Source organism: Bradyrhizobium betae (assembly GCF_050632175.1).
Lineage (GTDB): Bacteria > Pseudomonadota > Alphaproteobacteria > Rhizobiales > Xanthobacteraceae > Bradyrhizobium > Bradyrhizobium betae_B.
The window spans coordinates 6,353,426-6,380,018 of sequence record NZ_CP192576.1 but is presented as its reverse complement, the minus strand read 5'-3'; the positions used below and the strand labels follow the sequence as shown (position 1 = coordinate 6,380,018).

The following is a 26,593-nucleotide window of genomic DNA, read 5'->3' as shown; positions in this document are numbered from 1 at the left end:
GTTGCGCTCATCGCACCGCCTCCGGAGCCTTGTCGGCCTCCATGACGCTGAGGAAACGTGCCGTCAGCGGATTGCGGGGATTGGTGAGCACCTCGTGCGCCGGCCCTTCCTCGATGATCTTGCCGCCGCTCAGGAACGCGACGCGGTCGGCGACCTCGTCGGCAAAGCGGATCTGGTGGGTCGAGATGATCATGGTGAGGCCGTCGTCGATGGCGAGGCGGCGGATCACCTCCAGCACCTCGTTGACGAGCTCGGGATCGAGCGCCGAGGTCGGCTCGTCCAGCAGCAGCACGCTCGGGTTCGGCGCGAGCGCGCGGGCAATGGCGACGCGCTGCTGCTGACCGCCGGAGAGATGCCGCGGCAGCGCGTCGGCACGATGCGTCAGGCCAACGCGCTCCAGCAATTCGGCAGCGCGGCGGTCAGCGTCGACGCGGGTCATGCCGTGAACCCAGCGCAAGGGCCCGGCGATGTTCTCCTTCGCCGAGAGATGGGCGAACAGATTGAACTGCTGGAACACCATGCCGACGCCGACGGTGGCCCGCTCGTTGGCGATTGCGCGCGGCGACAGCAGCTTGCCGTCGTCGTCGAAACCGAGCCGGCGACCACCGACGCGCACGGTGCCTCCGTCCCAGCTCTCGAGATGGTTGATGCAGCGGAGCAGCGTGCTCTTGCCGGAGCCGCTGGGTCCGAGCAGCGCCACGACCTCGCCGACGCGCACGGTGAGATCGAGGCCGCCGAGCACCTTTTGCGCGCCGTAGCTCTTGGTGAGGTCCCTGGTTTCGACCGCGATGTTGTTGCGCGCGATCGTCGCCGCACGCCGGGTACGCTCATCACGGGTCAGCGCCAGCGGCGGCGCTGCGGTCGGTTCTGCTTGCGCGGGCTCGGGATCGGCGACGGTCGCCTCGGCGAGTTCGAGCTTGGTCGCGAGGTCGACGCGGCGCCATGGCAGGTAATCTGCCAGTTTGCGCTGGCGGCCTTTGGCGCGGTCGAGATCGAGCAGCCATTCGACGAAAAGCTGGATGACGCTGATCGCGAAGGTCAGCACGAGATAGAGCAGGCCCGAGGCGAAGAAGATCGAGAAGAAGTCGAAGGTCGAGGACGCCAGCTGGGTCGAACGCAGCGTCAGCTCCTGGACCGCGACGACGGAGGCCAGCGAGGAATTCTTCAACGCACTTACGGCTTCGTTGCCGAAGGCCGGGATCATGGTGCGGATCGCCTGCGGCGCGATCACGCGCCACATCAGGATTCGCGGCGTCATGCCGAGCGCCTGGCCGGCCGTGACCTGCCCGCGATCGACGCCGAGCACGCCGGCGCGCAGCATCTCGGCGATGAACGGCGCCTCGTTGCAGGCGAGCGCGAGGCCGGCAGCCAGCACCGCCGGCAGCTTGATGCCGATATGCGGCAGCGCGTCGTAGGCGAACACCATCTGCAGGATCAGCGGCGTGCCGCGAAAGATCACGGTATAGGCCCTGGCGATCGCAGCCAGGACCCAGAAGCGCGAGAGCTGCATGCCGGCGAGGATCAATCCGAGGATCAATCCGCCGCCGAGCCCGAGGGCCGTCACCTCAAGGGTGAGCTCGATGCCCTCGAGCAGGTAGGGCATGCTGAGATAGTGGAGAAATAGCGACATCAGTCAGCCGTCAATCCGAGCGGGATCAGGTTTCGCCGAAGACGGGCGACCTGGAGATGGGCACCTCTCCCCGACGGGGAGAGGTCAACCGCACTCAGTCAGCCATCAGGATGTCAGGCTCCTTGAAGTTGTTCACGTCGAGCCCGTGCTTTTTCAGGAGGGCCATGTGCGTGCCGGCCTTCTGCACCTCGATCAGCGCGGCGAGCACGGCGTCGCGGAATTTCGGCTTGTCCTTGGGCACGGCGATGCCGACCGAATACGGGATCGTCACCGCGATCGCCTTCTCCAGCTTGTCCGGATAGGCCTTCACCGCGCTGTCGACGGTGTTGACGTCGTTGATGTAGGTGTCGGCGCGGCCGGCGAGGATCGCCTGGATGCAGTTGGCGTTGTTGTCGTAGAGCTGGATGGTCGGTTCGGACTTGCCGGCTTTCTTGCACTCGGGGATCAGCGCCTGGATCAGGGGCACCTCGACATAGCCGGTGTTCTCGGCGGCCGCCGTTCCACACATCGACATGTTGATGCCGGTGATGCCCTTCGGATTGCCCTTGGCGACCAGCACGCCGTCGAACACCTTCGAATAGGTGATGAAGTCGGCGGCCTTGGCGCGCTCCTTGGTGGCGTAGATGTCGGAGATCACGATGTCGGCCTGGCCCGCGGCCAGCGTGGTCAGGAGGGCAGCGAACGTCACCGGCTTGTAGGTCAGCTTGAAGCCGAGGCATTCGCCGATGGCTTCACCGAGATCGATGTCGAAGCCGATATATTTGCTGGGGTCCTTCGGGTCGATCGTCTCGTAGCCCGGCGTGTGCGGGTTGATGGCGTTGACGAGCGTCTTGCCCTTCCAGTCCGGATATTTCTCCTGGAGCGCGGCGCAGGCCGCAGGCGCGGCAGCGTGCGCGGTCAGCGGTGCTGCGGCTGTGAGGCCGACAACGATGGTGGCACCGAGTGCGACCTTGCGCCACGGCAATGCGCGCGACATCCCCCGCGGCGCCTGCGGAAATACCCGTCTCTCCATCTCCAGCTCCTTCGATTGTCATGGCAATGGCCATGTTCCAGATCTCGGAGGCGAGCCTAGGTGGAGAGCGGACCGGAAAGCTTGTCCGCGGGCGTACAAAAAATTGGATAGAGGGAGCCCGTCATTTGGGCAGGCGGCTGCCCAAAAACTGTTCGGGCATGAGGACGCCGCGGCAAGCGTTTCCGAATTCGGAGAGACCTAATAGTTCAACGCGCCGCAATGATCCGCACGATGCGCGAACCAATTGGTGAGTACATTCATCGAAGATATGACGACCCAAGGACAGACCAGCGCGCGGCATTCGAAGCAGATGCTCGTCTTCCACAGCCTGTCCGCAGCATATCCACAGGCGGATTATGCCGGATTCGCCAGGCCGCGCGAGCCACTTGCTGCGCACAAACCCACAGACCCGCCATGTCAGCCGCCGGCCTGGTCGAACACGCTGCGGCAAGCCTCGCTCAAGCTTGAGCGGTTACGGCGCAGGCAGGCAGTGATGGCGCGGACGTTGGGGATTTCGCCGGCGCAGAGCCGGTAGACATCGGGCGTGCAGGCCCGGCGCTGCTCGGCCGTGCCCTGGGCATGAGCGGCGGAGGCAAACAGCGTCAGGAACAGCCCGACCGTCGAGGCGCGGCGCGCCCGGCTTTTCACACCCGCAAACCGCAAGAACCTTGCCTTCATGACTGCTCTCCCGTCCGCCCTGCCCGTCCCGGCCTCCATTCGCCGGTGTGTGCGAAGGGGTAGGAGAAATAAACCGCCGGGAATGTGATCTCATTCACACGGGCCGCCGGCCCCGCCTGACTAGGGTTCCATCCGGGATTTCCTTGAAATCTTTAGAGATCGCTAATCAAGCGGGACCCGATCGCCGGATCGTTAAAATGCAAACGATCGGCTCAATCGGGAAACAAACCGGCTTTGCGACATTGCGCCATCCGCGTTTCGGAGGGTGTGATGAGCGAAGCCGAATTCAATTTGCTGCTGGATGCCGTTCAGGACGCCATGGTCTACGAAGATTTGGCCCATGACGATCTGACGTTCGCGCCGGAGGAGGAATTCGTGCCCCGCTCGTGGAGCTTCGTCGCGACGCCCAAGGCCGCCAATGACAACGAGGGCGCTTGGCCCCTGCTGCCGTTTCCGGACGGCTGGTACGCGGCCTGCTGAGCCCGCTTCACCGTGACCGAACGCGCCCGCCGCGCGGGCGGTACTACCTATGCCATGCCTTCGCAGGCGCCGGCGCGATCAGGTCTTGACGCGCTCCTCGCCGTCCTGCGGCGCCCGGTCAGGCTCGGCCGGCGGGAAGATGCTGTCGTAGATCGCGCGGGCTTCGCGAATGAGGCGAGCCCGCTCCAGCTCGGATTTCGGGACAAATCGGACGATGTCGCCCACGTGCTCTCCAGCGCTCGGGTGATGGGGACTGCATCACTTCGCAGATGCGAACTCTATGCCAGCGAGCCTGAATCGGAGGTTTCCAGCAAGCCCCGGGCAAACCCGGTGGCGGTCATGCGGCAAGCCACGCCCGCGCGCGCCGCGAAACTCAGGGCTGCGCCAATTTGTGCTGGAATATCAGAGAATTGTGATGGAGGCCACGACCAGAATTGAACTGGTGTACACGGTTTTGCAGACCGTTGCGTAACCACTCCGCCACGTGGCCCCGTAAGGGCGGAGCATTATAGGGGATGAAGGCTTTAGGCAACCGCCTTCGTCCGATTTCAGCGCCGGGGGACCGCGCCAGGTCAACGCCCGCCGAAGTCCAGCACGACGGACTGAGGGCCGCAATCTCCGGAAAGAAGTGCGTTCCAACCGCGTCAGCCATCTGGCCCCACCAGGCGATACGACGCGCCGGATGCGCGCCGTTCACTGCGCGACGGTTCTGCAGTCGGCTTTTTTGGCAGAAATGATACGCCCGATCAGCCCGTGGGCCCGCTGCCGGCAAGATAGCGCTGGAGGACGTCCTCGGCCGCGCCGGCCGCGGTAATCCGCCCCCCTTCCAGCAGGATGGCCCGGTTGCAGGTGCTCCTGATCAGATCGACGTCGTGCGAGGCCAGCACCAGGATGCCGGCACGCGCGACGATCTGGTCGAGCCGCTCCCGCGCCTTCTTCCGGAATTGCTGGTCGCCGACGCCGATCCATTCGTCGAGCAGCACGATCTCGCCCTCGACGGCGGTCGCAACGGCGAAGATCAGGCGCAGCATCATGCCGCTGGAATAGGTGCGCAGCGGCAGGTCGAGCCGGTCGCCGAGCTCGGTGAACTCCGCGATCGCCGCGCGCCGCGCATCGATCTCGGCGCGCCGCGCGCCGATCACGAGCCCGCGCCGCATGATGTTCTCGTAGCCGGTCGCTTCCTCGTCGATGCCCGCCGACAGATCGAACAGCGAGAGGCAGCGGCCACTCACGTCCACGCTGCCCGCGGTCGGATGATAGATTCCGGCGAGAACCCGCAGCAAGGTGGTCTTGCCGGCGCCATTGCCGCCGATGATGGCGAGACGGTCCCCCGCGCGGATGTCGAGGCTGACGTCGTTCAGGGCGGAGACGATGTGCGGGACCGCTGCCTTTCGCCGCAGCGCCACCGCGTTGACGAACCGGCTGCGCAGCGAGCGGTCGCGGAACGACAGCATCGGAAACGTCACAGAGACGTTGCGCAGCACGATCTGGGCAGGAAGGCTCATGGGTGACTCACAGCCAATACGCCACGCGATGGCGATATCGCGCGTAGCAGCCGATGCCGATGACGGCCACGACGACCGCATAGGCCAGCCCGAACACCCATTGCTCCGCATCCGTCGGCTGCGACAGCAGCGGCCTGCGCACGAGATCGAGCAGGGTCGCGAACGGATTGGCGCGGATCAGCCAGTGAAACGCAGTGCCGCGCACGGTGTCCTCGGTCCAGATGATAGGTGTCAGGAAGAAGACGAATTGCAGGCCGCTGACGATGGCCGAACCGATGTCGCGAAAGCGCGCGCAGAGCATGCCGAGCGCGACCGAGGCGCCGAAGAGAGCAATGAGCAGGATCGCAAAGCCGGGCAGCGCCAGCAGCATGTTCCAGTGCATCGGCCACGGCAGCACGACGTAGAGCAGGACCACGATCACCAGATGATGGGCGAAGATCAGGACGTTGCGCGCGATCATCTGGAGGACGTGCACGATCAGAGGCGCCGGCACCGCCTTGATCAGGTGGCCCGAGGTCACGAATATGCCGGAGCCCTCCTGGAGCGTGGTTGCGATCAGGGTCCAGACGATCAGACCGACCGCGAACAGCGGCAGGAAGCCGGCGATGTCCTGCTTGAACAGGGTCGCATAGACGGTGCCGACACTGACGATCGTCGCAGCCAGAGTCAGCGTGATCCAGAGCGGACCGATCACGGTGCGCCGGTAGCGCAGCGAAATGTCCATCAGCGCGAGCGTCCCCACCGATCGGGCCGCGTCACCTGTGCGAGGATTTCCTTCGCTGCGAGCTGAATTCGACTTCCCATTCCGATTCCGGCATTCTTATACCGCTGCAGGATAGCAGATCGCGACCGTTCTGGCTGCCGCTCTGTATCCGCCCGCTCGACGCGGGGCAACCAACCGTAGGGACAAGTCGACGCCCTCCTCTTACCGAGGAGGCGCCGCTTTCCAGCGGCACTGTGCCAGAATCCGAATTCGGCGGCATGACGGTGACATGCGGAAAGCCGGTTGCCTCCTCGCCGAGCTTCGCAGGTTCACGTCCGATTCACGCTGTCCTCACGGTCGAAGCCCTACGGTCAGATTGATCAGCTCCTGTCCGCATTTGCGCCTGGCACGACCGGGCGACTTCCGACGATGTCTCGGCAATCCCCGCATTTTCATTGAGAGGCAAGTTCATGTTGAATCGATTTCCAAATCCACGCGGCGAAACGCGTCGCCGGCTTGCGCGCGAACGACGCATTTCATGTGCTTCGGCTGCCCACGAACGCGGCCAGCCGCAGCAGCCAACGAATGGCGAGATGGTCAAATACGACGGCATATGGCCAACCAACTACAGCAAGGGACTTCCGCATGACCGCGAAACGGGTCTGGTGAGCCCTGCAGCGTTCGAAGCATTCGTCAACGCGATCAACGACGCCGGCCATGCCAACCATTCGTTCCCCTTTGACGTGCCGATCGGCCCGCGCGATGCGGACAAAGCGCACCGTCCGGGTTCGTTCATGGAACGCCCTGGAGACGCGTTGAAGTTCAACTACAAGTTTGCGGACGGAAGCCATGTCCGGGTGCGTAACTGGGAGAGCCCCCGCGCAGGTCACGTCTACGATGTCCAGGGACCGGACGCGGCATCACTCGCTATCTCCTCATTTCCAAAACTGGGATCAGACGAGCTGACGGCCGAAATCGCCGAGCTCTACGTGATGGCTTTCTTGCGCGACGTGCCGGTCGTCGAGCTTGAAGCCGGCGGCAGTCATCCAGACGTCGAGACCGCACTTGGCGTTCTCAACGCGCTTCCCTGGTTTTCAGGTAACGTCAGTGGCTTGAGTGCGGAAGCCCGTCGTCGTCGCGAAGCGCGTCTCAAGGAGCTTCAGGGTGGCGTGTCCCAGAGCAGTCTGACCCGCCAGACTCTCTTCCGCGGGTCGCCCCCAGGTGCAAAGGTCGGCCCGTTCGTTTCTCAATTCCTGCTGATCGAGAATCCCGAGAAACGCGACCGTGCCCTCCCCTCCGCGGCGCGCGTCTCATTCAACCGTGCACCGCTAAGTGTCCCCACGACAGACGCAAGCGGCACGATGGGATATCGACCGGCAGAAATCGAGGACGGTTATATCTCCTGGGGCGCGCAAAGGATCGATCAACGTCTTAGCGTGCACGAAACCGGGGTCAACTACCTGCGGGAATGGCCGGCCTGGCTGGATGCACAGAATGGCGCTGACTTTCGCGGCCTGGACCGCTACGAGGACCAGCCACGGTTCATAACCACGCTTCGCGATATGGCCACCTACGTCCATTTCGATGCGCTGTATCAAGCGTATCTGAATGCGTATCTGCTGCTTGGAGGATTTGAAGCTCGCTTCGACGTCGGCTTCCCATCCGGCCAAAACCACCCCACGCGTGGCTCCTTCGCGACTTTTGGCCCTCCTCATTTCCAGACATTGCTGACCGAAGTCGCTTCGCGCGGGCTCAAGGCGGTCCGCCGGCAGAAATTCAACTGGCAGCTACGCGCCCGGCCGGAATATCTTGCAGCCATGCTGTCGCTCGCTGCGAGCGATCCTGGCAAACTCGGCCCGGCACGAGCCGATACCGAGAGAACATTGGCGTCACTGCAAAGCGCGGGAGTCTTTGGTCTCAACATCCCGTCGCAGTTGGCGGATACTTTGATCCCGGATACTTCCGTAACGCAGCCAACCGGACCTTCCGTCAATCACCTGTTGCCGCAGGCGTTCCCGGAAGGATCGCCCATGCACCCGTCCTATGGAGCCGGACACGCAACCGTAGCCGGCGCCTGCGTGACCATCTTGAAGACCGTCTTCCAGACATACGTCGATCCAAGGCCGATGATTGTCCGGGATCCGCTGAGGGCGAATTACATCGCGCCCGACTTCACCAAGCCGGAGTGGTGGCAGAACAAGATGACACTCAAGCAGGTGGGGCTTGATCTGGACGAAAATGGCCAGATCGTGGGCGGCAGGCCGCCGAAGCTGGCGCACTTCTACCACCCGCCGGCTATTGGAGCATCCCCCGACGTACTGGTGGTTGCAGGGGACGCGGGCAATCTCACGCTCATCGGCGAACTGAACAAGCTCGCGACGAACATCGCCATCGCCCGCAATATCGCGGGCGTGCATTACTACATCGACTACTACGCCTCGCTGCGACTAGGTGAGCGGGTAGCGACGGGTATCCTTGAGGAACAGCTGCTGAGCTATCCCGAGCCCGTGAGTTTCAGGTTCGAGAGCTTCGATGGCGATCACATCGTGCTCTCAGGCACAGGCGACGGCGAGACCGTTGAGCGCCATGTGTACAGTTCATCGCACCAAGCCTTGAACTACAAAGAGTGGTGGGAAAGACATTTCGTGGACTGAAGAGTCAGGGTCGCTTGCCCCGCCAAACGCCGCGCCGTCGGTCCTTCACCGGCGGTTTCGGCGCCAATTCCGGCATCTCGGCCTGGACCTCGCGGTAGCGCGCCAGCATCCGCTCAAAACTGGCGTTGAGCGTCTGCGCGATGTCGGGGCGCTTCTCGAGGCTGGCCAGGATGGTCGCAGCCGCCTCGATGGTGGAGAGGCCGTCCTTGCGCGGCTCCTTGCGCAGGCGCCCGTAGCGCGACGGGTGCGCCGGGTTGATGATGACGCGCTGGCACTTCAGCATCCAGGGATTGCGCCACCACAGCGCCTTGGCCTGGCTCCAGGTGCCATCGAGCAGCACCACGCCTTCGAGCTTGCCAAGGAGCGCACGCTGGTTCTCCGCGACCTCGCCCTTGCGGGTCAGCGCCACGACCTCCCCTCGGCCTCGAGGTCGGCGGCACGCGCCGAGCCCAGATAGAGCACAGCCCAATGCGAGGCGTTCTCGACCGGTTCCGCCAGCGCCTTGGACAGGCTCGGCCAGGACAGGCCGACGCGCAACGTCGCCTTGGGGAAATGTTTCGCCAGCAGCTGAGCGGTGCCGAGCGCCCTGTCCTGCTCCTGCGGATGCTGAAGGATCAGCAGCCCCAGGCGGCTCTTTTCAATCGGAGTGACGCTGTCGCAGATGCACAGCGGCATCGGCTTCTGGCAGTGCGGGCATTCGGGGATCGGATCGGCCGGCGCGGCGGCGGTGGGGTTCGACATGGTCGCCGCTATACGCTTTGGACGGCGGTTCAACAACCTATTCCGCCGGCACGGCGAGCGGCCGGGGCTGGGAGCGGCGGCGCAGGCGGTCGATGAGGAGATAGATCACCGGCGTCGTGTACAGCGTCAGGATCTGCGAGACGAACAGGCCGCCGATGATGGTGATGCCGAGCGGACGGCGCAGCTCCGTGCCGGGGCCGGTCGCGATCACCAGCGGGATGCCGGCGAACAGCGCCGCCATGGTCGTCATCAGGATCGGGCGGAAGCGGGCCTGGCAGGCCTCGAAGATCGCTTCCGCCGAGGACAGGCCGCGCTGGCGCTCGGCATCGAGCGCGAAGTCGACCATCATGATGCCGTTCTTCTTGACGATGCCGATCAGGAGGATGATGCCGACGAAAGCGATCACCGTCAGCGGCGTGTTGGTGATCTGCAACGCCAGCAGCGCGCCGAGGCCTGCCGAAGGCAGCGTCGAGATGATCGTGAGCGGATGGGCGAGGCTCTCATAGAGCACGCCGAGCACGATATACATCGCCACCAGCGCGCCGAGGATCAACAGCGGCTGGCGGCCGCTGGTCTTGGCGAAATCGCCTGCATTGCCGTCAAAACTGCCGCGGATGCCCTCGGGCATGTGCAGTTCCTCCACCGCGCGCTGGACGTTCTGGGTGGCGGTCTGGAGCGGCACGTCCGGCAGCAGGTTGAACGACACCGTGGTCGAGGGAAACGACTGCGAGTGATAGACTGCGAGCGCGGCCAGCCCGCGCGTCGCGCGTACCACGGCCGACAGCGGCACCTGCACGTTGCCGGCGCCTGCGACATAGATGCGGTCCAGATTGGAGGGATCGACCTGGAATTTCGGGTCGATCTCCAGCACGGTCATGTACTGGTTGCGCTGGGTGTAGATGATCGAGATCTGACGCTGCGAAAACGCGTTGTTCAGCGCGTTGTCGATGTCCTGGACGCGCACGCCGAGCGCCGACGCCTTCTGGCGGTCGATCGCGAGCGTCAATTGAAGTCCGCCGGGGTCGCGGTCGCTGGAGACGTCGGTAATGCCCTCGACACTCTCCATGCGCTTGGCCACGATCGGAGCCCACTTCTGGAGCAGGCCAAGGTCGGTGCTGGACAGCGTGTACTGGTAATCGGAGTCGCTCTGCCGCCCGCCGGCGCGCACATCCTGGGCGGCAAACATGAAAAGGCGGATGCCGGGCACCGGGAACAGCGCGCGCCGCAGGCGATCGATCACGACCTGAGTCGAGACGTGGTCACGTTCTTCCGGCGGCTTGAGGCTGATGAACATGGTGCCACGGTTCGAGGTGGCGCCCCCGGTCCGCCTCCGCCGCCGACCGTCGAACCGATGCCGGCCACCGCCGGGTCCTGCATCACGATGTCGGCGAGCCGCTGCTGCAGGCTGAGCATGGACTGGAACGAGATGTCCGCCGAAGCCCGCGTCGCGCCGATGACGAAGCCGGAATCGTCGGTGGGGAAATAGCCCTTGGGAACCTTGATGTAGAGCATCACCGTGAGGCCGATGGTGGCGAAGAACACCAGCAGCGTCAGCAGCGGGAATTCCAGCACGGTGCGCAGGGTTCGGGCATAGAACGCGACGATGCGCGACAGCGAGCCCTCGATGATGCGATCGAACAGCGTCGCCGTACTGGACGTGGTCTGCCGGATGTAATGGGCGCAGATCATCGGCGTCACCGTCAGCGACACCAGCGTCGACACCACGATCGCGAAGGTCAGCGTCAGCGAAAACTCGCGCAGCAGCCGGCCGACGATGCCGTCCATGAAGATCAGCGGCGTGAAGGCCGCGATCAGCGACAGGCTGATCGAGACCACGGTGAAGCCGATCTGCCTGGCGCCCTCGATCGCCGCCTGGAACGGCCGCATGCCGTGCTCGAGATTGCGGTACATGTTCTCGATCATGACGATGGCGTCGTCGACCACGAAGCCCACCGAGATCGCCAGCGCCATCAGCGACAGATTGTCGATCGAGAAGCCTGCGACCCACATGCCGGCGCAGGTGCCGGCGAGCGCCAGCGGCACCGAGATGCCGGCCGCGATCGTCGGCGTGCCCCGCCGCAGGAACACGAACACGACGACCATCACCAGGATGGCCGTCGCCAGCAGCGTCCATTGCATGTCCAGCACGCTGGCGCGGATCGTGCTGGTGCGATCGACCAGCGTGGAGATGTCGACGCCGGCCGGAATCCATTGCTTCAGCGCGGGAATCAGCGCCTTGACCCGGTCGACGGTGTCGATGACGTTGGCATCGCCCTGCTTGGTGATCTGGATCAGCACGGCCGGCTGCTTGTTGAACCACGCGATCGAACGGGCATTGCGGACGCCATCCTCGATCTCGGCGACGTCGGACAGCCGCAGGAAACTGCCGTTCGCGCTCTTGATGATGATGTCCCGGAATTCCTTGGCCGTGCGCATCTGCCTGTTCAGCGCCAAAGTCTCGCTCTGGCGCTCGCCGTTGAAGATGCCGACGGGACCGAGCGGATTGGCGTTGATGATGGCGGTGCGCACGTCGTCCGTGGCGATCCCCGCGTTCGACAGCGCTACGGGATTGAGCTGGATCCGCACCGCCGGCTGGTCCGCGCCGCTGATCGTGACGTTGCCGACGCCGGGGACCTGCGAGATGCGCTGAGCCACCACGGTATCGGCGACATCGTAGATCGCGCTCGCGGACAGCGTCTTGGAGGTCAGCGCCAGCACGAAAACCGGCGCGCCGGCCGAGTTGGCCTTGCGGAAGCGCGGCAGGGTCGGCAGGTCGCTCGGCAGGTCGACCATCGCTGCATTGATCGCCGCCTGCACGTCGCGGGCGGCCTTGTCGATGTTGCGACCGATGTCGAACTGGAGCTGGATGTTGGTCGTTCCCAGCGACGAGGTCGAGGTGATCTGGTTGATGCCGGCGATCTCGCCGAGCCGCCGTTCCAGTGGTGAGGCCACCGTCGCCGCCATCACGGACGGATCGGCTCCGGGGCGGCTCGCGGAAACGAAAATGGCCGGGAAGTCCACGTTCGGGACTGAGGCGACGGGCAGGAACACGTAGGCGACGGCACCCAGCAGGAACAACCCGATCGACAGCAACGTGGTCGCCACGGGCCGGCGGATGAAGGGCTCCGAGATCGATGCCATCACTGCATCCCCTCGGTGGCCCCCGCGACCGGCGGCCCACCGGGCTCGACCGGCGGCAGCGCGCGTTCGAGGCGGCGGTTGATCCGGTCGAGCGCGAGGTAGATCACGGGCGTGGTGTAGAGCGTGAGCAGCTGGCTCAGCAGCAGGCCGCCGATGATGGAGATGCCGAGCGGGAAGCGCAGCTCGGCGCCGGTGCCGCTCTCGATCGCAAGCGGCAGCGCGCCGAACAGCGCCGCCAGCGTGGTCATCATGATCGGGCGGAAGCGCAACAGGCAGGCCTGCACGATCGCCTCCTGCGGCGACATGCCCTTGCCCCGCTCGGCCTCGAGCGCGAAGTCGATCATCATGATCGCGTTCTTCTTGACGATGCCCATCAGCAGGATGATGCCGATCAGGCCGATCACCGAGAGGTCCTGCCCGCACAGCATCAGCGCCAGGATGGCGCCGACACCGGCCGAGGGCAGCGTCGAGAGGATGGTGATCGGGTGGATGTAGCTCTCATAGAGCACGCCAAGCACGATGTAGATCGTGATCACGGCGGCGAGCAGCAGCCAGGGTTGTCCCGCGAGCGCCTTGGCGAATTCGGCGGCGTCGCCGGAATAGACGCCGACGATGCTGTTGGGCATCTCGATACGCGTCTCGATGGTCTTGACCGCTTCGACCGCATCGCCGAGCGCTGCGCCCGGCGCGAGGTTGAAGCTGAGCGAGATCGCAGGGAATTGCGCCTGATGCGAGATCGCCAGCGGCGCCGTGGTGCGCTTCAGCGTCGCCACGGCCGACAGCGGTACCTGCGCGTTCGGCGCGCCGGCGGTGGCGCTCGCACCACCCGGCAGATAGAGCTTCGACAGGATCGAGGGATCGCGCTGGTACATCGGCATCGCCTCCAGCACCACGCGGTACTGGTTGGCCTGGCCGTAGATGGTCGAGATCTGGCGCTGCGCGAAGGCGTCGTTCAGCGTGTCGGTGATGGCCTGGAGGCTGACGCCGAGCTGGCCCGCGCGGGTGCGGTCGACATCGAGCTGCGCGCGCAGGCCGCCCTCCTGCGCCTCCGAGGAGACGTCGCGGAATAGCGGATCGCGCCGCAGCTCCGCGACCAGCTTGCGGGCCCATTCCGACACCAGCGTCGCATCGGTGCCGGTCAGCGTGTACTGGTATTGCGAGCGGCTCGACTGGGTCGAGATCTGCACGTCCTGCACCGGCTGGAAATAGACGGTCATGCCGGGGATGCCGGATACCCGCTCCTTCAGCCGGATCACGACCGCGCTGACATCGTCGCGCCGCTCGCCGCGCGGCTTCAGCGACATCACGAGCCGGCCGACATTGGTGGTCGGGTTGACCGAGCCCGCCCCGATCACCGAGACCACGCCGGTCACATCAGGATCGGCCTTGATGGCGTCGGCAATTTCGGTCTGCCGCTTCTGCATCTCCGCAAACGATACGTCGGGGCCCGCCTCCGTTACCGCCGTGATCGAGGCGGTGTCCTGGAGCGGCAGGAAGCCCTTCGGCGCGACGACGTAGAGGACCAGGGTTGCGACCAGCGTGGCGAAGGTCACGAGCAGCGTGGCGCGCTGGCGCTCCAGCACCCACAACAGCGTGCGGTGGTAGAACTCGACGGTGCGGTCGATGAAGCGGCTGACGGCAGCCAATCCCGGCACCGCGAACTCCTCATGCGCGTGCTTGAGCAGGCGCGAGCACATCATCGGCGTCAGCGTCAGCGAGACCACGGCCGAGGTCACGACCGCAATGGTCAGCGTCAGCGCGAATTCGCGGAACATGCGGCCGACGAGGCCCGACATGAACAGCAGCGGGATGAAGACCGCGATCAGCGACACCGTCAGCGAGATCACGGTGAAGCCGATCTCGCTGGCGCCCTTCAGCGAGGCTTCCATCGCGCTGTCGCCATTCTCCATGTGGCGGACGATGTTCTCGATCATCACAATGGCGTCGTCGACGACGAAGCCGGTGCCGATCGTGAGCGCCATCAGCGACAGATTGTCGAGGCTGAAGCCGGCGAAATACATGATGCCGAAGCTGGTGATCAGCGACAGCGGCAGCGCCACACCCGCGATCAGCGTGGCCCGCAGCGACCGCAGGAACAGCAGCACCACCAGCGTCACCAGCACGACACTAAGGACCAGCGTGAACTGCACGTCGTGGACCGAGGCGCGGATCGTGACGGTGCGATCGGAGACGATGGTGAGGTTCACGCCGGCCGGAATCGCGCGCTGGACCTTGGGGATCTCGGCGCGGATCTGGCTGACGACGTCGATGACGTTGGCGCCGGGCTGGCGCTGGATGTCGATGATGACGGCCGGCGTGCCCTGGTACCAGCCGCCGGTGCGGTCGTTCTCGAGGCCGTCGACGATCTGGGCGACGTCGGCGATCGTCACCGGCGAGCCATTGCGGTAGGCGATGATAACAGGCTTGTAGGCGTCCGCGGCGGCGATCTGGTCGTTGGCGGCGATGACGTAGGCCTGCTGCGCGCCGTCGAGCGAGCCCTTCGGCCCGGAAACGTTGGCATTGGCGATCGCGGTGCGCAAATCCTCCATGGCGATGCCGTAGGCAGCGAGCCGCGCGAGGTCGGCCTGGATGCGGACGGCCGGCTTCAACCCGCCGAGCACGGAGACCCGCCCCACCCCGGAGATCTGGCTCAGCCGCTGCGCCAGCAGCGTATCGGCGATGTCGCTCATCGCCCGCAGCGAGATCGTGTCGGAGCGCAGCGCCAGCGTCATCACCGGCGCGTCGGCCGGGTTCACCTTGGCGTAGGTCGGCGGATAAGGCAGCGTCTTCGGCAGCACGCCGGCGGCCGCATTGATCGCAGCCTGCACGTCCTGGGTCGCGCCGTCGATGTCCCGGTTGAGGTCGAACTGGAGCGAGATCTGGCTGACGCCGAACGAACTCGTCGAATTCATCGCCGATAGCGACGGAATCTGTCCGAGTTGCCGCTCCAGTGGCGCGGTGATCAGCGAGGCGATCACGTCGGGGCTGGCGCCCGGAAGCTGCGTCGTCACCTGCACGGTCGGGAAGTCGACCTGCGGCAACGCCGAGACCGGCAACGAAAAATAGCCGAGCGCGCCGCCGATCAGAAGCGCGATGCCGAGCAGCGAGGTCGCGATCGGGCGGCGGATGAAGGGTTCGGAGACGCCCATGAGTTTCGCCTGCCGCTCAGGCGGCCGTTGTCGGGATCATGGCTGCTTGGCTCCAGATCCCGATGCCCCCGGCCCCGGGGCCGGCCCGGTCTGTCCCTTCTGGTCGCCCTCGCTGCTCTTTCGCTTGGCGCGGAACTCACCATCCTTCTGACCATCCTTGGCCTGGCTATCCTTGGCCTGGCCATCCTTCTTCTGGCCATCCGGAGCCCGGTTGCGCTTGCGTGGCGCGAGATCGGCCGACGGTGTCTGGTCGTCGCGGCCGATGACCACCTTGGAGCCATCCGACAGGTTGGCAAAGCCCGTGGTCACGACCCTGTCGTTCGCCGACAGGCCGCTGGCGATGACCGCATCATGCTCGTTCTGCTGCGTCACCGTCACGGGCTTGGCCGAGACGATGTCACCCTCGCCGATGACATAGCTGAAGGTCCCGATCGGTCCGCGCTGCACCGCCGATGTCGGCACCACCAGCGCCTGCATCAGGGTCTCGACCTTGAGGCGGACATTGACGAACTGGCCGGGCCAGAGCTGGTAATTGGCGTTGGGGAGCTCGGCCTTGAGCTTGAGCGTGCCCGTGGTCTGGTCGACCTGGTTGTCGATACCGGTGAGCTTGCCGGTGTCGATCACCGTGATGCCGTCATTGCCGAACACATCGACGGCGAGAGCGCCTTTCGACGCTGCGGCGTTGACGCGCATGATCTGCTGCTGCGGCAGGCTGAACCACACCGCGATCGGCTGCAACTGCGTGATCACCACGAGGCCCGTGGTGTCCGAGGCGTGGATGATGTTGCCCTGGTCGACCTGGCGCAGGCCGGCGCGGCCCGAGATCGGCGCCACGATCTTGGTGTAGCTCAGCGTCGCCGCCGCGTTGTCGATCGAGGCCTGATCGGCCTTGACCAGTGCCTCGGTCTGCGCGACCAGCGCGCGCTGCGTGTCGGCCTGCTGCTTGGAGCCGGCGTTGGATGCCGCAAGCTGCTCGTAGCGGGTGAGGTCGATGCGCTGGTTGGCGAGCTGGGCCTCGTCCTGGGCCTTCTTGGCGACGGCCTGGTCATACGTCGCCTGATAGAGCGCCGGATCGATCTCGCCGAGCACATCGCCCTTCTTGACGTCCTGGCCTTCGGTGAATTTCACGGCGATCAGCTTGCCGTCGACCTGCGAGCGCACGGTCACGGTGTTGAGCGCGCGGATCGCGCCGACGCCGTCGAGATAGACAGGTACGTCCTGGATGCGCGGCGTCGCCGCCAGCACCGGGACCGGCAGATCGGGCCGCTGGTTGCGGCCGTTCGCCTGCTGCGGCTGCTGATGCCAAACGGTCCAGCCGTAATAGCCGAGGGCGCCGAGGATCGCGAGTGTGATCAGGGGCATGACGAAGCCGCGGCCGCGCGACCTCTTCGCGCCTCCCTGCTTCGCGTCATCCTTGCCATCCGGCTTAAAGAGCATTGACCGGTTTCTCCATGCGCGGCTCCCAGCCGCCGCCGAGCGCCTGATACAGGCTGACGATGGCCAGCAGCCGTGCGAGTTGGGCCTGCGACAGCGCGTCTTCCGCCGAGAACAGGGTCAGTTGGGTGTTGAGCACGGTCACGATGTCGGCTGTGCCGGCGCGCAATTGCTGCTCGGCAAGATCGAAGGCGCGCCGCGAGGCGGTGACGACATCGCGCTGCAATTGCAGCTTGATCGTGGTCTGCTTGATCGAGAACAGCGCGTTGTCGACATCGGCAAAGGACTGGATGATGGTCTTGCGATAGGTCTGCAGCAACTCGTCCTGCCGCGCCTTGGCGAATTCGAAATTGCCGAGGATCCTGCCGCCGTCAAAGATCGGCTGCGTCGCGCTGCCGACGAGCTGGAAGAACGCCGCATGCGGCTGGAACAGCGAGACCAGTGCCGAGCTCTGATAGCCGCCATTGCCGGTGAGCTGGATGGTCGGGAAGAACTGCGCGCGGGCATTGCCGATGTTCGCGGTCGCAGACGCAAGCTGCGCCTCCTGCCGGCGGATATCCGGCCGCTGCGTCAGGATCTCCGACGGCAGGCCGGGCGTCACGCGCGGAGCGGCAATCGTGTTCAGCGAGCCGCCGAGCACGCGCACGCTCTCCGGCGGCCGCGACACCAGCACGGCGAGCGCGTTGACGTTCTGGTCGAGCGTCTGGCGCAGCGGAGGCACCAGCGCCTTCTGGTTGGCGAGCACGCTCTCCTGCTGGGCGACGTCGAGGTCGGTGCCGGTGCCGGCCTTGCGGCGTTCGCGGACGGCGTCGAGGATGCGCTGGGCGCTCGCGATGTTGCGCTGTGAGGTCCTGATGCGATCCTGCGAGGCCAGCACCTGGAAATAGGCGTTGGCGACGGCGGAGAGCGTCGTCAACGCGACGACGTCGCGATCGAAGCGGTTGGCATTGGCGGTTTCTTCCGCCGTCTGCAGCGCATCCCGGTTCTGGCCCCAGAAGTCGAGCTGATAGCTGGCGCTGAGCGAGGCCTGATAGTTGACGACCTCACGGCCGCCGTTGGTCAGCCCCGATGCGGAAGAGCCGGAGGTGCGTGAATAGGCCTCCTGCCCCGTCCCGGACAGGCTCGGCAGCAGCGCCGCGCCGGCCTGCCGCGCCTGGGCGTCGGCCTGGACGATGCGCGCGACGGCGGCGGCGATATCGAGGTTGACGGTCTGCGCCTCTTCCATCAGTTGCGTCAGTTCTGACGAGCGAAAGCCGCGCCACCAATCCAGCGTCGGCGGCGCGTCCGCCTTGCCGGCGTATTTGTACTGCGCGGGGACATCCAGCGCGGGATCCGGCAGATCCTGGGTCAGCACGCAGGCGCCCGAGCTGGCGGCAAGGCACAACGCGCCAAGCCAGCGCACCGCACGCTGCGTCCAGGACGCGGAGCCAACAGACCGCCGCATGGCGATCGCCGGAATTCGCTGTGTCACATCCACCCTCCGCCGGGCAGATCAAGCCGCCGCCGCGCAGCCGGATTAACCGATCTCGCGACGGGGCAGTCGGTGGGCCTTCTGCAACTCGTTCAAAGGTGATGCTTTCTGCGGAACCTTGCGATCCATCCTAGCCGGGCGCGGAACGGCATGACAGTCCCGCACCTGCGAAACGCACATGAGAACGCGTCGGCGCCAGGATCACACAAAGACAAGATAGCCTTGTGCCGCAGTTCTTTCTCGTATTCCTGCGCCGTTTGCGGTGGCATTCAATCTTACCAAGATTTCATGTGATATTGCCGCCACACCCGTCAGCGGCAGCAGCCCGAGCGATTTCATCGGGTCTCAAAGACTGGCAGGCCCATTCTCACGAGGTCGTCAATTGCCGGCAGCGCGCGCGCATCCGTCGCGTCGGCAGGAACCTCCTCGTCAGCGCGCCATTAGCTCGGCTCGGCCGGGGTGGAGATTGCTCCTCGGACCACTCGCGACGATCGTTATCTTCCATCCACTGGCAGCGCTCAGGCATATCCTCCTCACCACGTAGCTGCGCACCGTCGTCGCCAGTCGCCTCCCGGAATATCGTTGTAAGGGCGGGTGCTTGGCCCTGTTTCGCCGCAGCGCAAAAGCCTTCCCCTTTTGGTTTCCAAGCACTAGGTTCTGGCCAACCTGATCAACCCCTTGCCAGTGATTTCCCCTGACATGATCATCAAGAACGACGTTGTCGAAGCCATCGGCAACACCCCGCTGATCAAGCTGAAGCGCGCCTCCGAACTGACCGGATGCACCATTCTGGGCAAGGCCGAGTTCATGAATCCCGGCCAGTCGGTCAAGGACCGCGCCGGCAAATGGATGATCCTGGAGGCCGAGAAGCGCGGCGAGCTCAAGCCGGGTGGTCTGGTGGTGGAATCGACCGCCGGCAATACCGGCATCGGCCTTGCTGTCGTGGCGAGCGCCCGTGGCTACCGCACGCTGATCGTGATCCCGGAGACGCAGAGCCAGGAGAAGAAGGACTTTCTGAAGCTGTGCGGCGCCGAGCTGCTGGAATCGCCCGCACTCCCCTATTCCAATCCGAACAACTACCAGCATGTCGGCCGCCGGCTCGCCGACGAGCTGCGCAAGACCGAGCCCAACGGCGTGCTGTTCGCCGACCAGTGGAACAACCTCGACAATGCCAAGGCGCATTACGAGTCGACCGGTCCGGAGATCTGGGAGCAGACCGGCGGCAAGGTTGACGGCTTCGTCTGCTCGGTCGGCAGCGGCGGCACGCTCGCCGGCACCAGCCGCTACCTGAAAGAGAAGAACAAGGATATTCGCATCGCCTGTGCCGATCCGCATGGCGCGGGCATGTACGAATATTTCAGGACCGGCGACGCCAAGGCGACGCCGGGTGGCTCGATCACGGAGGGCATCGGCCTCGGCCGCGCGACGGCGATCGTCGAAACCGCCAAGGTGGATGATGCCTATCTCATTTCCGACGCTGATGCCGTCACAGTTATCTATGAGCTGCTCCAGCACGAAGGCCTGTGCCTCGGCGGCTCCTCCGGCATCAACATTGCGGGTGCGATGCGGCTGGCAAAACAGCTCGGGCCCGGCAAGACGATCGTGACCATCCTCTGCGATTCCGGCAGCCGTTATCAGTCGAAGCTGTTCAACGCCGACTTCATGCGCGCAAAGAACCTGCCCGTGCCGGAATGGCTGGAGAAGCGCAGCAACATCAAGCTGCCGTTCGTCTAGGAGGCTGGCAAGCTTCCAGCCGGTCGATTTGATTTGGGAGAGCCGACGAGATCACCGCAGGATCTGGCTCAAGAACAGCTTTGTCCGCGCGTGCTGGGGCGCGGCGAAGAATTCGTTCGGGGTGTTGGCCTCGATGATCTGGCCGGCATCCATGAACACAACGCGGTTGGCGACCTCGCGGGCAAAGCCCATCTCGTGGGTCACCACCAGCATGGTCATGCCTTCCTCGGCCAGATCGACCATCGTGTCGAGCACTTCCTTGACCATTTCAGGATCGAGCGCCGAGGTCGGCTCGTCGAACAGCATCACCTTCGGGTTCATGGTCAGCGCGCGCGCGATCGCGACGCGCTGCTGCTGGCCGCCGGACATCTGCCCTGGAAACTTGTTGGCCTGATGCGGGATCTTGACCCGCTCCAGGAATTTCATCGCGTTGGCCTCGGCTTCCTTCTTGGGGATGTTGCGCACCCAGATCGGCGCCAGCGTGCAATTGTCGAGCACGGTCAGGTGCGGGAACAGGTTGAAGCTCTGAAACACCATGCCGACTTCGCGGCGAACCGCATCGACGTGCTTGAGGTTCGGTCCGAGCGCGATCCCGTCGACGAGGATCTCGCCCTCCTGGAACTCCTCCAGCGCGTTGATGCAGCGGATCAGGGTCGACTTGCCCGAACCCGAGGGGCCGCAGATCACGATGCGCTCGCCCTTGCGGACATCGAGGTCGATGTCGCGCAGCACGTGAAACTCGCCGTACCATTTATTCAGGCCGGAAATCTTGACGATGGGGTCGGACATGGTGAGCTCGATCAGTTGCGGCGGTGAGCGTTGAGGCGATGCTCGACGAAGAGCGAGTAGCGCGACATGCCAAAGCAGAAGATGAAGTAGATGATGCCGGCAAAGGCAAAGCCGGTGAAGGCCGTGGACGGCGTCGACCATTTCGGGTCCGAGAACGATGCTCGGAGCGAGCCGAGCAGGTCGAACAGCGCCACGATCGACACCAGCGAGGTATCCTTGAACAGCGAGATGAAGCTGTTGACGAGGTTCGGAATGACGTGGCGAAGCGCCTGCGGCAGCACGATCAGCGAGGTCGTCTTCCACCACGACAGCCCGAGCGCCGCAGCGGCCTCGCCCTGCCCGCGCGGGATCGCGGCAAGGCCGCCGCGCACGTTCTCGGCCTGATAAGCGCCGGTGAACAGCGCGATGCCGATCAGCGCGCGGACGAGACCGTCGACGGTGAAATTGCCCGGCAGGAACAGCGGCAGCATGTAGGTCGCGAAGAACAGCACGGTGATCAGCGGCACGCCGCGCCAGAACTCGATGAAGGCGATTGAGAAGATCCGGATCAGCGGAATGGTGGAACGGCGGCCGAGCGCCAATGCGATGCCGATCGGCAGCGAGGTGACGATGCCTGTTACGGAGACCACCAGCGTCACCAGCAGGCCGCCCCACAAATTCGTCGTCACGATCGGCAGCCCGCCCTGATCGAGCCCCATTAGCTTGATCACGGCCGCGATGGCGACGAAGGCGGCGATGCTCGATGCGAGCGCGCGCCAGCCCGTGCGAACGCCACCGCCGAGCGCGAAGGCGATCAGCGAGACGACGACGGTCGTGATGGCGACATCGGTCCAGACCGGCTGGCCGGCGCCCTGGATCTGGTCACGCAGCCAGACCAGCGGAAAGATCAGCCAGGAGATCGCGACGCCGACCGGCAGAATGAGGTTGCCGACGCCCCATAGCAGCGGCGCAATGGCCGAGGTCTTGCTGAGGCTGAGCAGCACCTGCCCGGCGCCGATGATGCTGTCGTCGAACAATTGCAGCAGGCCGGCCGTCCAGCTCAGGCCAAAGCCCTTGATGCCGCCGCCATGCAGCAGGAAGAAGGCCACCACCGGAAAGGCGAAGAAGAACAGGCCGGCGTTGAGCCCCTTCGACGGCAGACGCGGAATCAGCAGCGGCACCAGCAGAACCACCGACAGCGCCAGCGTAAGGTTGACCCGCCAGCGTTCCGCCTCGGGATAGAAGCCGTAGATCAGTTGCGGCAGCTTGGCCTGGATGTAAGGCCAGCAGGCGCCGACCGCGAACCCGGCATTCTCGGTCAGGCACGCGGTACGATCCTTGCCGGTCCACACCGCATCGACCATCAGGAACTTCACGGCGGGAATGATGGTGAACCAGAGCAGCAAGGCGCCGACGATCGTGAGCAGGATATTGGTCGGCGAGTTGAACAGGCGCGTGCGCACGAGACCAATGAAGCCCGTGGTCGTCACCGGCGCGGGACGCTCGGTGAGCAGGTCCTGACGGACGTAGGCGGACGACGTGATATCGCTCATGCGCCGAGACTCCGGCCGAGGCGCCAACCGTAGACGCTCATGAGGGCGCTGGTGAGCAGCGAGATCAAGAGATAGACGCCCATCGTCATGGCGATGATCTCGACCGCCTGCCCGGTCTGGCTTAGCGAGGTGCCGGCGAAGACCGAGACGAGATCAGGATAGCCGATCGCCACCGCCAGGGAGGAATTCTTGGTAAGGTTGAGATACTGGTTGGTCAGCGGCGGGACGATGACCCGCATCGCCTGCGGCACGACGATCAGCCGGAGCGTGGTGCCGCGGCTGAGGCCAAGCGACGAGCCTGCCTCCATCTGTCCACTGTGCACGGACAGGATGCCCGCGCGCACGATCTCGGCGATGAAGGCGGCGGTATAGGTCGACAGCGCCAGCGTCAGCGCCACGAACTCGGGGATGATGCGCGAGCCGCCGGCGAAGTTGAAGCCTTTGAGCTGCGGCAGCTCGAAGGTGAAGGGCAGACCGAATATCAAGATACTCGCCAGCGGCAGCCCGAACAGCAAGCCCAGAACATAGGGCCAGATCCGGATCATCTGGCCGCGCTGAAACAACGCTCGCCGCGCGTAGAAGCGCAGAACCAATGACGCCACGATGCCGAGGACCAGCACCGCGAGGAACGCCTCGAAGGCGTTCTCGCCGATCGGGCGTGGAATGACGAGGCCGCGGTTGCTGACGAAGGCGATGCCGAACAACGAAATGCTCTGCCGCGGATTTGGCAGGGCTGCGAGCACCGCCAGGTACCAGAACAGGATCTGGAACAGCACCGGCAGGTTCCGGATCACCTCGACATAGAGCTCGCCGATGCGCGACAGCAGCCAGTTGGGCGACAGCCGGCACAGCGCGATGATGAAGCCGATCAATGTGGCGAAGACGATACCCACCACCGAGACCACGAGGGTGTTGAGAAGCCCGACCACGAACACGCGCAGGAACGTGTCCGAGCCGGTGTAGGAGATCAGGGTCTGGTTGACGTCGAAGCCGGCATTGTTCCGCAAGAAACCGAAGCCGGCGGCGATGTGCTGGTTCTCGAGATTGGCGCGGGTATTGGAGACGATCTCATAGCCGATCCAGCCCAAAACCGCCGCGAAGGCAAGCTGGACGGCGACGCCGTTCCAGCCAGTCTTGCCGCCCAGAATGCGCCTGATCTTCAGCGCGATCTGGGCCGGCGGTTTTCGAGCCTCGGTGCTCATCGCCGCTGCCAGCGGTCAGGCGGGATCAGCGGATCGGCGGCGCGTACTGGAGACCGCCCTTGTTCCAGAGGTTGTTGAGACCGCGGCTGATGGCCAGCGGCGAACCGGCGCCGACGTTGCGATCGAACACCTCGCCGTAGTTGCCGACCGCCTTGGTGATCCGGACCACCCAATCCTTGGTCAGGCCGAGCTGCTCGCCGAAATTACCGTCGCTGCCGAGCACGCGCTTCAGCTCGGGATTTTCCAGCTTGGCCTTCTCGTCGACGTTCTTCGAGGTCACGCCGAGCTCCTCGGTGGTGATCATCGCGAACAGCGTCCATTTCACGATGTCGAACCACTGGTCGTCGCCGTGACGGACCATGGGGCCGAGCGGCTCCTTCGAGATGATCTCCGGAAGCACCATGTGATCGCCGGGATTGGCGAGCTTCAGGCGATTTGCGTACAGGCCCGACTGGTCGGTGGTGAAGACGTCGCAGCGGCCGGCCTCGTAGGCCTTGACGGTTTCGTCATTGGTGCCGAACGCAATCACCTCGTACTTCATGTTGTTGGCCTTGAAGTAGTCGGCGAGATTCTGCTCGGTGGTGGTGCCGGTCTGCACGCAGACCGAGGCGCTGTTGAGTTCGAGCGCCGAATTCACCTTGAGCGACTTCTTCACCATGAAGCCCTGCCCGTCGTAATAGGTCACGCCGGTGAAGTTGGCGCCGAGCGAGGTGTCGCGCGAGATGGTCCAGGTGGTGTTGCGCGAGAGCACGTCGACTTCGCCGGATTGCAGCGCCGTGAAGCGATCCTTGGCGGACAGCGGCACGAACTTGACCTTGGTCGGATCGTTGAAGATGGCGGCGGCGATGGCGCGGCACACGTCGACGTCGAGGCCGGTCCAGTTGCCCTTGTCGTCGGGCGATGAGAAGCCCGGCAGGCCTTGGCTGACGCCGCAGGACAGAGCGCCCCGGTCCTTGACGGTCTTGAGCGTTTGGGCATCGGCGGCTTGGGCTGTCAGGCCGGCGGCGAGAGCGAGAGTGAGAGCCAGGGTTACGCGTTTCATGGGCTGAAGGCCTTTCAAAGTCGTCTCAAGTAGGAACATTGTCTCAGGATCGTCTCTGCCAGGGCTATCCGCACCGGGGCTAGCCTTGCAAGAGTCATGCTGGAAGCATTGCCGAACACTCGCCCATCCCGAGAGGCCGCAACCTCATCCCCCGCCGCAGGCGCCCGCACTGATGGCTGTGGCGCAAGGTCCGGTCAGACGATGGACCGAAGGTCGCTGCTGCCCCTCAACATGCGGCGACTGAATAGCACCTGCGCATCACAGAACGACTGGCGTGCCGGGTCAAGGGGTTGACGGGACTCTTCTGTGTTCTGTTATTAACGGCAGCGGCCTCCGGTCGGCCCGCGGGATGCCTCACGCGCCCCGCGGAAACGCGGTTTTGAAAGCAGACGCATGGATTCCTCGCACCCCTCCCAGCAGCAGGCCGAGACCCGGCTGGTCACCTCCGGCCGCGATACCAAGGCGCAGAAGGGTTTCGTCAATCCGCCCGTGTTCCACGGCTCGACCGTACTCTATCCGACTGCCGAGGACCTTCATGCCCATCGCGGCGAGTTTACCTATGGCCGCCACGGCTCCCCCACCACCAAGGCGTTCCAGGAAACGCTGATGGCGCTGGAGGGGCCGCAATGTGCCGGCGTCGGCATCGTACCGTCGGGGCTGTCGGCGATCTCCACCACCCTGCTCTCGGTGCTGAAGACCGGCGACCACGTGCTGGTCTGCGACAACATCTATCGCCCCACGCGCAATTTCTGCAACGGCATGCTCGCGCGCCTTGGCATCGAGACCAGCTATTTCGATCCGCTGATCGGCGCCGGCATCGACAAGTTGTTCCAGCCGAACACCCGTGCGGTGCTGGTCGAGGCGCCGGGTTCGCAGTCGTTCGAGATGCCGGACATCCGCACCATCGCCGAAGTCGCGCACGCGCGCGGCGCGCTCGTCATCGACGACAACACCTGGGCGACGCCGCTCTTCCATCGCTCGCTCGAGCAGGGCGTCGACATCAGCATGCAGGCCGCCACCAAATATATCGGCGGCCACTCCGACATCATGTTCGGCACGATCTCGGCGAATGCGACGGCCTGGCCGCAGATCGCCGAAGGCATTCGCCTGCTCGGCGTCTGCGCCGGCCCCGACGATGTCTTCCTCGCGCTGCGCGGGCTGCGTACGCTGTCAGTGCGCTTGGCGCAGCATCATCGGTCCGGTCTCGACATGGCGCGCTGGCTCGCGAGCCGTCCCGAGGTCGCGCGCGTGCTGCATCCTGCGCTTGAGACCGATCCGGGCCACGCGATCTGGAAGCGCGACTTCACCGGCGCCTCCGGCCTGTTCAGCATCGTATTGAAGCCGGCGCCGCAGACGGCCGTTGACACCATGCTCAATACGCTCAAGCTGTTCGGCATGGGTTTCTCCTGGGGCGGCTTCGAGAGCCTCGCGATCCCCTTCGACTGCAACGACTATCGCACCGCGACCAAGTGGGCGCCGGGCGGCCCGACTCTGCGTCTGCACATCGGGCTCGAAAGCGTCGACGATCTCAAGGCCGATCTCGATCGCGGCTTCGCTGCCCTCAAAGCGGCAATGTGAGCCTCGTCACAAGGCAACGCGCCTGCGGACGCGCCAACGCGCGCCGCGGGAACGAGCCCCCGCGCAAACGTTAACGCCAATGCGCCAACAAATGGTTTGAACCTCAAGCATTTGGCGC

General features: G+C 64.9%; 16 protein-coding genes, 1 tRNA gene and 3 pseudogenes. 4 read left to right on the top strand and 16 right to left on the bottom strand.

The features are described 5' to 3' along the window. Nucleotides 1–7: 7 nt before the first annotated feature. From ACQ86E_RS30710 to ACQ86E_RS30700, 3 genes are all read right to left on the bottom strand, one after another. Nucleotides 8–1,630, bottom strand: coding sequence for an ABC transporter permease subunit (locus ACQ86E_RS30710; protein WP_431203144.1), 1,623 nt, complete (start codon nt 1,628–1,630; stop codon nt 8–10). A 94-nt stretch (nt 1,631–1,724) separates the two neighbouring features. Further along, a complete protein-coding gene (locus ACQ86E_RS30705) occupies nt 1,725–2,606 on the bottom strand; it encodes an ABC transporter substrate-binding protein (RefSeq protein ID WP_431206608.1) in 882 nt (293 codons plus the stop codon). 453 nt (nt 2,607–3,059) lie between these two features. Beyond that, entirely contained in the window at nt 3,060–3,320 is a 261-nt protein-coding gene (locus tag ACQ86E_RS30700) for a hypothetical protein (RefSeq protein WP_015686208.1), read from the bottom strand. 270 nt (nt 3,321–3,590) lie between these two features. On the opposite strand from ACQ86E_RS30700, the gene ACQ86E_RS30695 reads away from it, so the two are divergent. After that, the gene (locus ACQ86E_RS30695; protein ID WP_431203143.1) at nt 3,591–3,800 is read left to right on the top strand and encodes a hypothetical protein; all 210 of its coding nucleotides are present in this window, start codon (nt 3,591–3,593) and stop codon (nt 3,798–3,800) included. A 78-nt stretch (nt 3,801–3,878) separates the two neighbouring features. Here the strand turns inward: ACQ86E_RS30695 and ACQ86E_RS30690 are convergent, their stop codons facing one another. The 4 genes and pseudogenes from ACQ86E_RS30690 to ACQ86E_RS30675 form a co-directional block, all read right to left on the bottom strand. Further along, nucleotides 3,879–4,025, bottom strand: a complete 147-nt coding sequence (locus ACQ86E_RS30690) for a hypothetical protein (RefSeq protein WP_015686210.1) — start codon at nt 4,023–4,025, stop codon at nt 3,879–3,881. Between the two features lie 191 nt (nt 4,026–4,216). Then, nucleotides 4,217–4,290: transfer RNA gene (locus tag ACQ86E_RS30685), tRNA-Cys, on the bottom strand. A gap of 256 nt (nt 4,291–4,546) precedes the next feature. Continuing rightward, nucleotides 4,547–5,149: pseudogene (locus ACQ86E_RS30680) on the bottom strand (ABC transporter ATP-binding protein); the annotation flags it as partial. Nucleotides 5,150–5,312: 163 nt separating this feature from the next. Further along, on the bottom strand, nt 5,313–6,029 hold the full coding sequence (locus tag ACQ86E_RS30675) for an ABC transporter permease (RefSeq protein WP_431203142.1): 717 nt from the start codon (nt 6,027–6,029) through the stop codon (nt 5,313–5,315). 449 nt (nt 6,030–6,478) lie between these two features. Between ACQ86E_RS30675 and ACQ86E_RS30670 the strand changes: the two genes are divergently transcribed. After that, nucleotides 6,479–8,662: a hypothetical protein gene (locus ACQ86E_RS30670; protein ID WP_431203141.1), complete on the top strand. Its 2,184-nt coding sequence runs from the start codon at nt 6,479–6,481 to the stop codon at nt 8,660–8,662. A 4-nt stretch (nt 8,663–8,666) separates the two neighbouring features. On the opposite strand, the pseudogene ACQ86E_RS30665 reads toward ACQ86E_RS30670, so the two are convergent. The 5 genes and pseudogenes from ACQ86E_RS30665 to ACQ86E_RS30645 all read right to left on the bottom strand — a co-directional run bounded on the left by ACQ86E_RS30665 (nt 8,667) and on the right by ACQ86E_RS30645 (nt 18,571). Further along, nucleotides 8,667–9,403: pseudogene (locus ACQ86E_RS30665) on the bottom strand (tRNA-uridine aminocarboxypropyltransferase). Between the two features lie 37 nt (nt 9,404–9,440). Beyond that, a pseudogene (locus tag ACQ86E_RS30660) lies at nt 9,441–12,544 on the bottom strand (efflux RND transporter permease subunit). Then, entirely contained in the window at nt 12,544–15,693 is a 3,150-nt protein-coding gene (locus tag ACQ86E_RS30655; protein WP_431203140.1) for an efflux RND transporter permease subunit, read from the bottom strand. The pseudogene ACQ86E_RS30660 and the gene ACQ86E_RS30655 overlap by 1 nt, the downstream one beginning before the upstream one ends. Nucleotides 15,694–15,729: 36 nt before the next feature. Then, entirely contained in the window at nt 15,730–17,130 is a 1,401-nt protein-coding gene (locus tag ACQ86E_RS30650) for an efflux RND transporter periplasmic adaptor subunit (RefSeq protein WP_431203139.1), read from the bottom strand. Then, entirely contained in the window at nt 17,120–18,571 is a 1,452-nt protein-coding gene (locus ACQ86E_RS30645; RefSeq protein ID WP_431203138.1) for an efflux transporter outer membrane subunit, read from the bottom strand. The genes ACQ86E_RS30650 and ACQ86E_RS30645 overlap by 11 nt, the downstream gene beginning before the upstream one ends. Before the next feature lie 726 nt (nt 18,572–19,297). Here ACQ86E_RS30645 and ACQ86E_RS30640 point away from each other — a divergent pair. Beyond that, a complete protein-coding gene (locus ACQ86E_RS30640) occupies nt 19,298–20,332 on the top strand; it encodes a cysteine synthase A (protein WP_431206607.1) in 1,035 nt (344 codons plus the stop codon). Between the two features lie 51 nt (nt 20,333–20,383). Here ACQ86E_RS30640 and ACQ86E_RS30635 read toward each other — a convergent pair whose 3' ends face one another. The 4 genes from ACQ86E_RS30635 to ACQ86E_RS30620 are packed head-to-tail and all read right to left on the bottom strand — an operon-like array spanning nt 20,384 to nt 24,897. After that, nucleotides 20,384–21,121 carry an amino acid ABC transporter ATP-binding protein gene (locus tag ACQ86E_RS30635; RefSeq protein ID WP_431203137.1) on the bottom strand — a complete coding sequence of 246 codons (738 nt, stop codon included), beginning with the start codon at nt 21,119–21,121 and terminating at the stop codon, nt 20,384–20,386. Nucleotides 21,122–21,132: 11 nt separating this feature from the next. Further along, on the bottom strand, nt 21,133–22,653 hold the full coding sequence (locus tag ACQ86E_RS30630) for an amino acid ABC transporter permease (RefSeq protein ID WP_431203136.1): 1,521 nt from the start codon (nt 22,651–22,653) through the stop codon (nt 21,133–21,135). Next, on the bottom strand, nt 22,650–23,855 hold the full coding sequence (locus ACQ86E_RS30625; protein ID WP_431203135.1) for an amino acid ABC transporter permease: 1,206 nt from the start codon (nt 23,853–23,855) through the stop codon (nt 22,650–22,652). Before ACQ86E_RS30625 ends, ACQ86E_RS30630 begins: the two co-directional genes overlap by 4 nt. 25 nt (nt 23,856–23,880) lie before the next feature. Beyond that, the gene (locus ACQ86E_RS30620; protein ID WP_431203134.1) at nt 23,881–24,897 is read right to left on the bottom strand and encodes an amino acid ABC transporter substrate-binding protein; all 1,017 of its coding nucleotides are present in this window, start codon (nt 24,895–24,897) and stop codon (nt 23,881–23,883) included. A gap of 393 nt (nt 24,898–25,290) precedes the next feature. Between ACQ86E_RS30620 and metC the strand changes: the two genes are divergently transcribed. Beyond that, nucleotides 25,291–26,475, top strand: a complete 1,185-nt coding sequence (gene metC, locus ACQ86E_RS30615) for a cystathionine beta-lyase (RefSeq protein WP_431203133.1) — start codon at nt 25,291–25,293, stop codon at nt 26,473–26,475. Nucleotides 26,476–26,593 lie beyond the last annotated feature (118 nt).

Coding starts and splice junctions, on each gene's coding strand:
- ACQ86E_RS30630 (WP_431203136.1), bottom strand. CDS start 22,653: ATGAGCGATATCACGTCGTCCGCCTACGTCCGTCAGGACCTGCTCACC.
- ACQ86E_RS30625 (WP_431203135.1), bottom strand. CDS start 23,855: ATGAGCACCGAGGCTCGAAAACCGCCGGCCCAGATCGCGCTGAAGATC.
- ACQ86E_RS30700 (WP_015686208.1), bottom strand. CDS start 3,320: ATGAAGGCAAGGTTCTTGCGGTTTGCGGGTGTGAAAAGCCGGGCGCGC.
- ACQ86E_RS30675 (WP_431203142.1), bottom strand. CDS start 6,029: ATGGACATTTCGCTGCGCTACCGGCGCACCGTGATCGGTCCGCTCTGG.
- ACQ86E_RS30705 (WP_431206608.1), bottom strand. CDS start 2,606: ATGTCGCGCGCATTGCCGTGGCGCAAGGTCGCACTCGGTGCCACCATC.
- ACQ86E_RS30695 (WP_431203143.1), top strand. CDS start 3,591: ATGAGCGAAGCCGAATTCAATTTGCTGCTGGATGCCGTTCAGGACGCC.
- ACQ86E_RS30650 (WP_431203139.1), bottom strand. CDS start 17,130: ATGCTCTTTAAGCCGGATGGCAAGGATGACGCGAAGCAGGGAGGCGCG.
- ACQ86E_RS30635 (WP_431203137.1), bottom strand. CDS start 21,121: ATGTCCGACCCCATCGTCAAGATTTCCGGCCTGAATAAATGGTACGGC.
- ACQ86E_RS30655 (WP_431203140.1), bottom strand. CDS start 15,693: ATGGGCGTCTCCGAACCCTTCATCCGCCGCCCGATCGCGACCTCGCTG.
- ACQ86E_RS30670 (WP_431203141.1), top strand. CDS start 6,479: ATGTTGAATCGATTTCCAAATCCACGCGGCGAAACGCGTCGCCGGCTT.
- ACQ86E_RS30640 (WP_431206607.1), top strand. CDS start 19,298: ATGATCATCAAGAACGACGTTGTCGAAGCCATCGGCAACACCCCGCTG.
- ACQ86E_RS30620 (WP_431203134.1), bottom strand. CDS start 24,897: ATGAAACGCGTAACCCTGGCTCTCACTCTCGCTCTCGCCGCCGGCCTG.
- ACQ86E_RS30645 (WP_431203138.1), bottom strand. CDS start 18,571: ATGCGGCGGTCTGTTGGCTCCGCGTCCTGGACGCAGCGTGCGGTGCGC.
- ACQ86E_RS30710 (WP_431203144.1), bottom strand. CDS start 1,630: ATGTCGCTATTTCTCCACTATCTCAGCATGCCCTACCTGCTCGAGGGC.
- metC (WP_431203133.1), top strand. CDS start 25,291: ATGGATTCCTCGCACCCCTCCCAGCAGCAGGCCGAGACCCGGCTGGTC.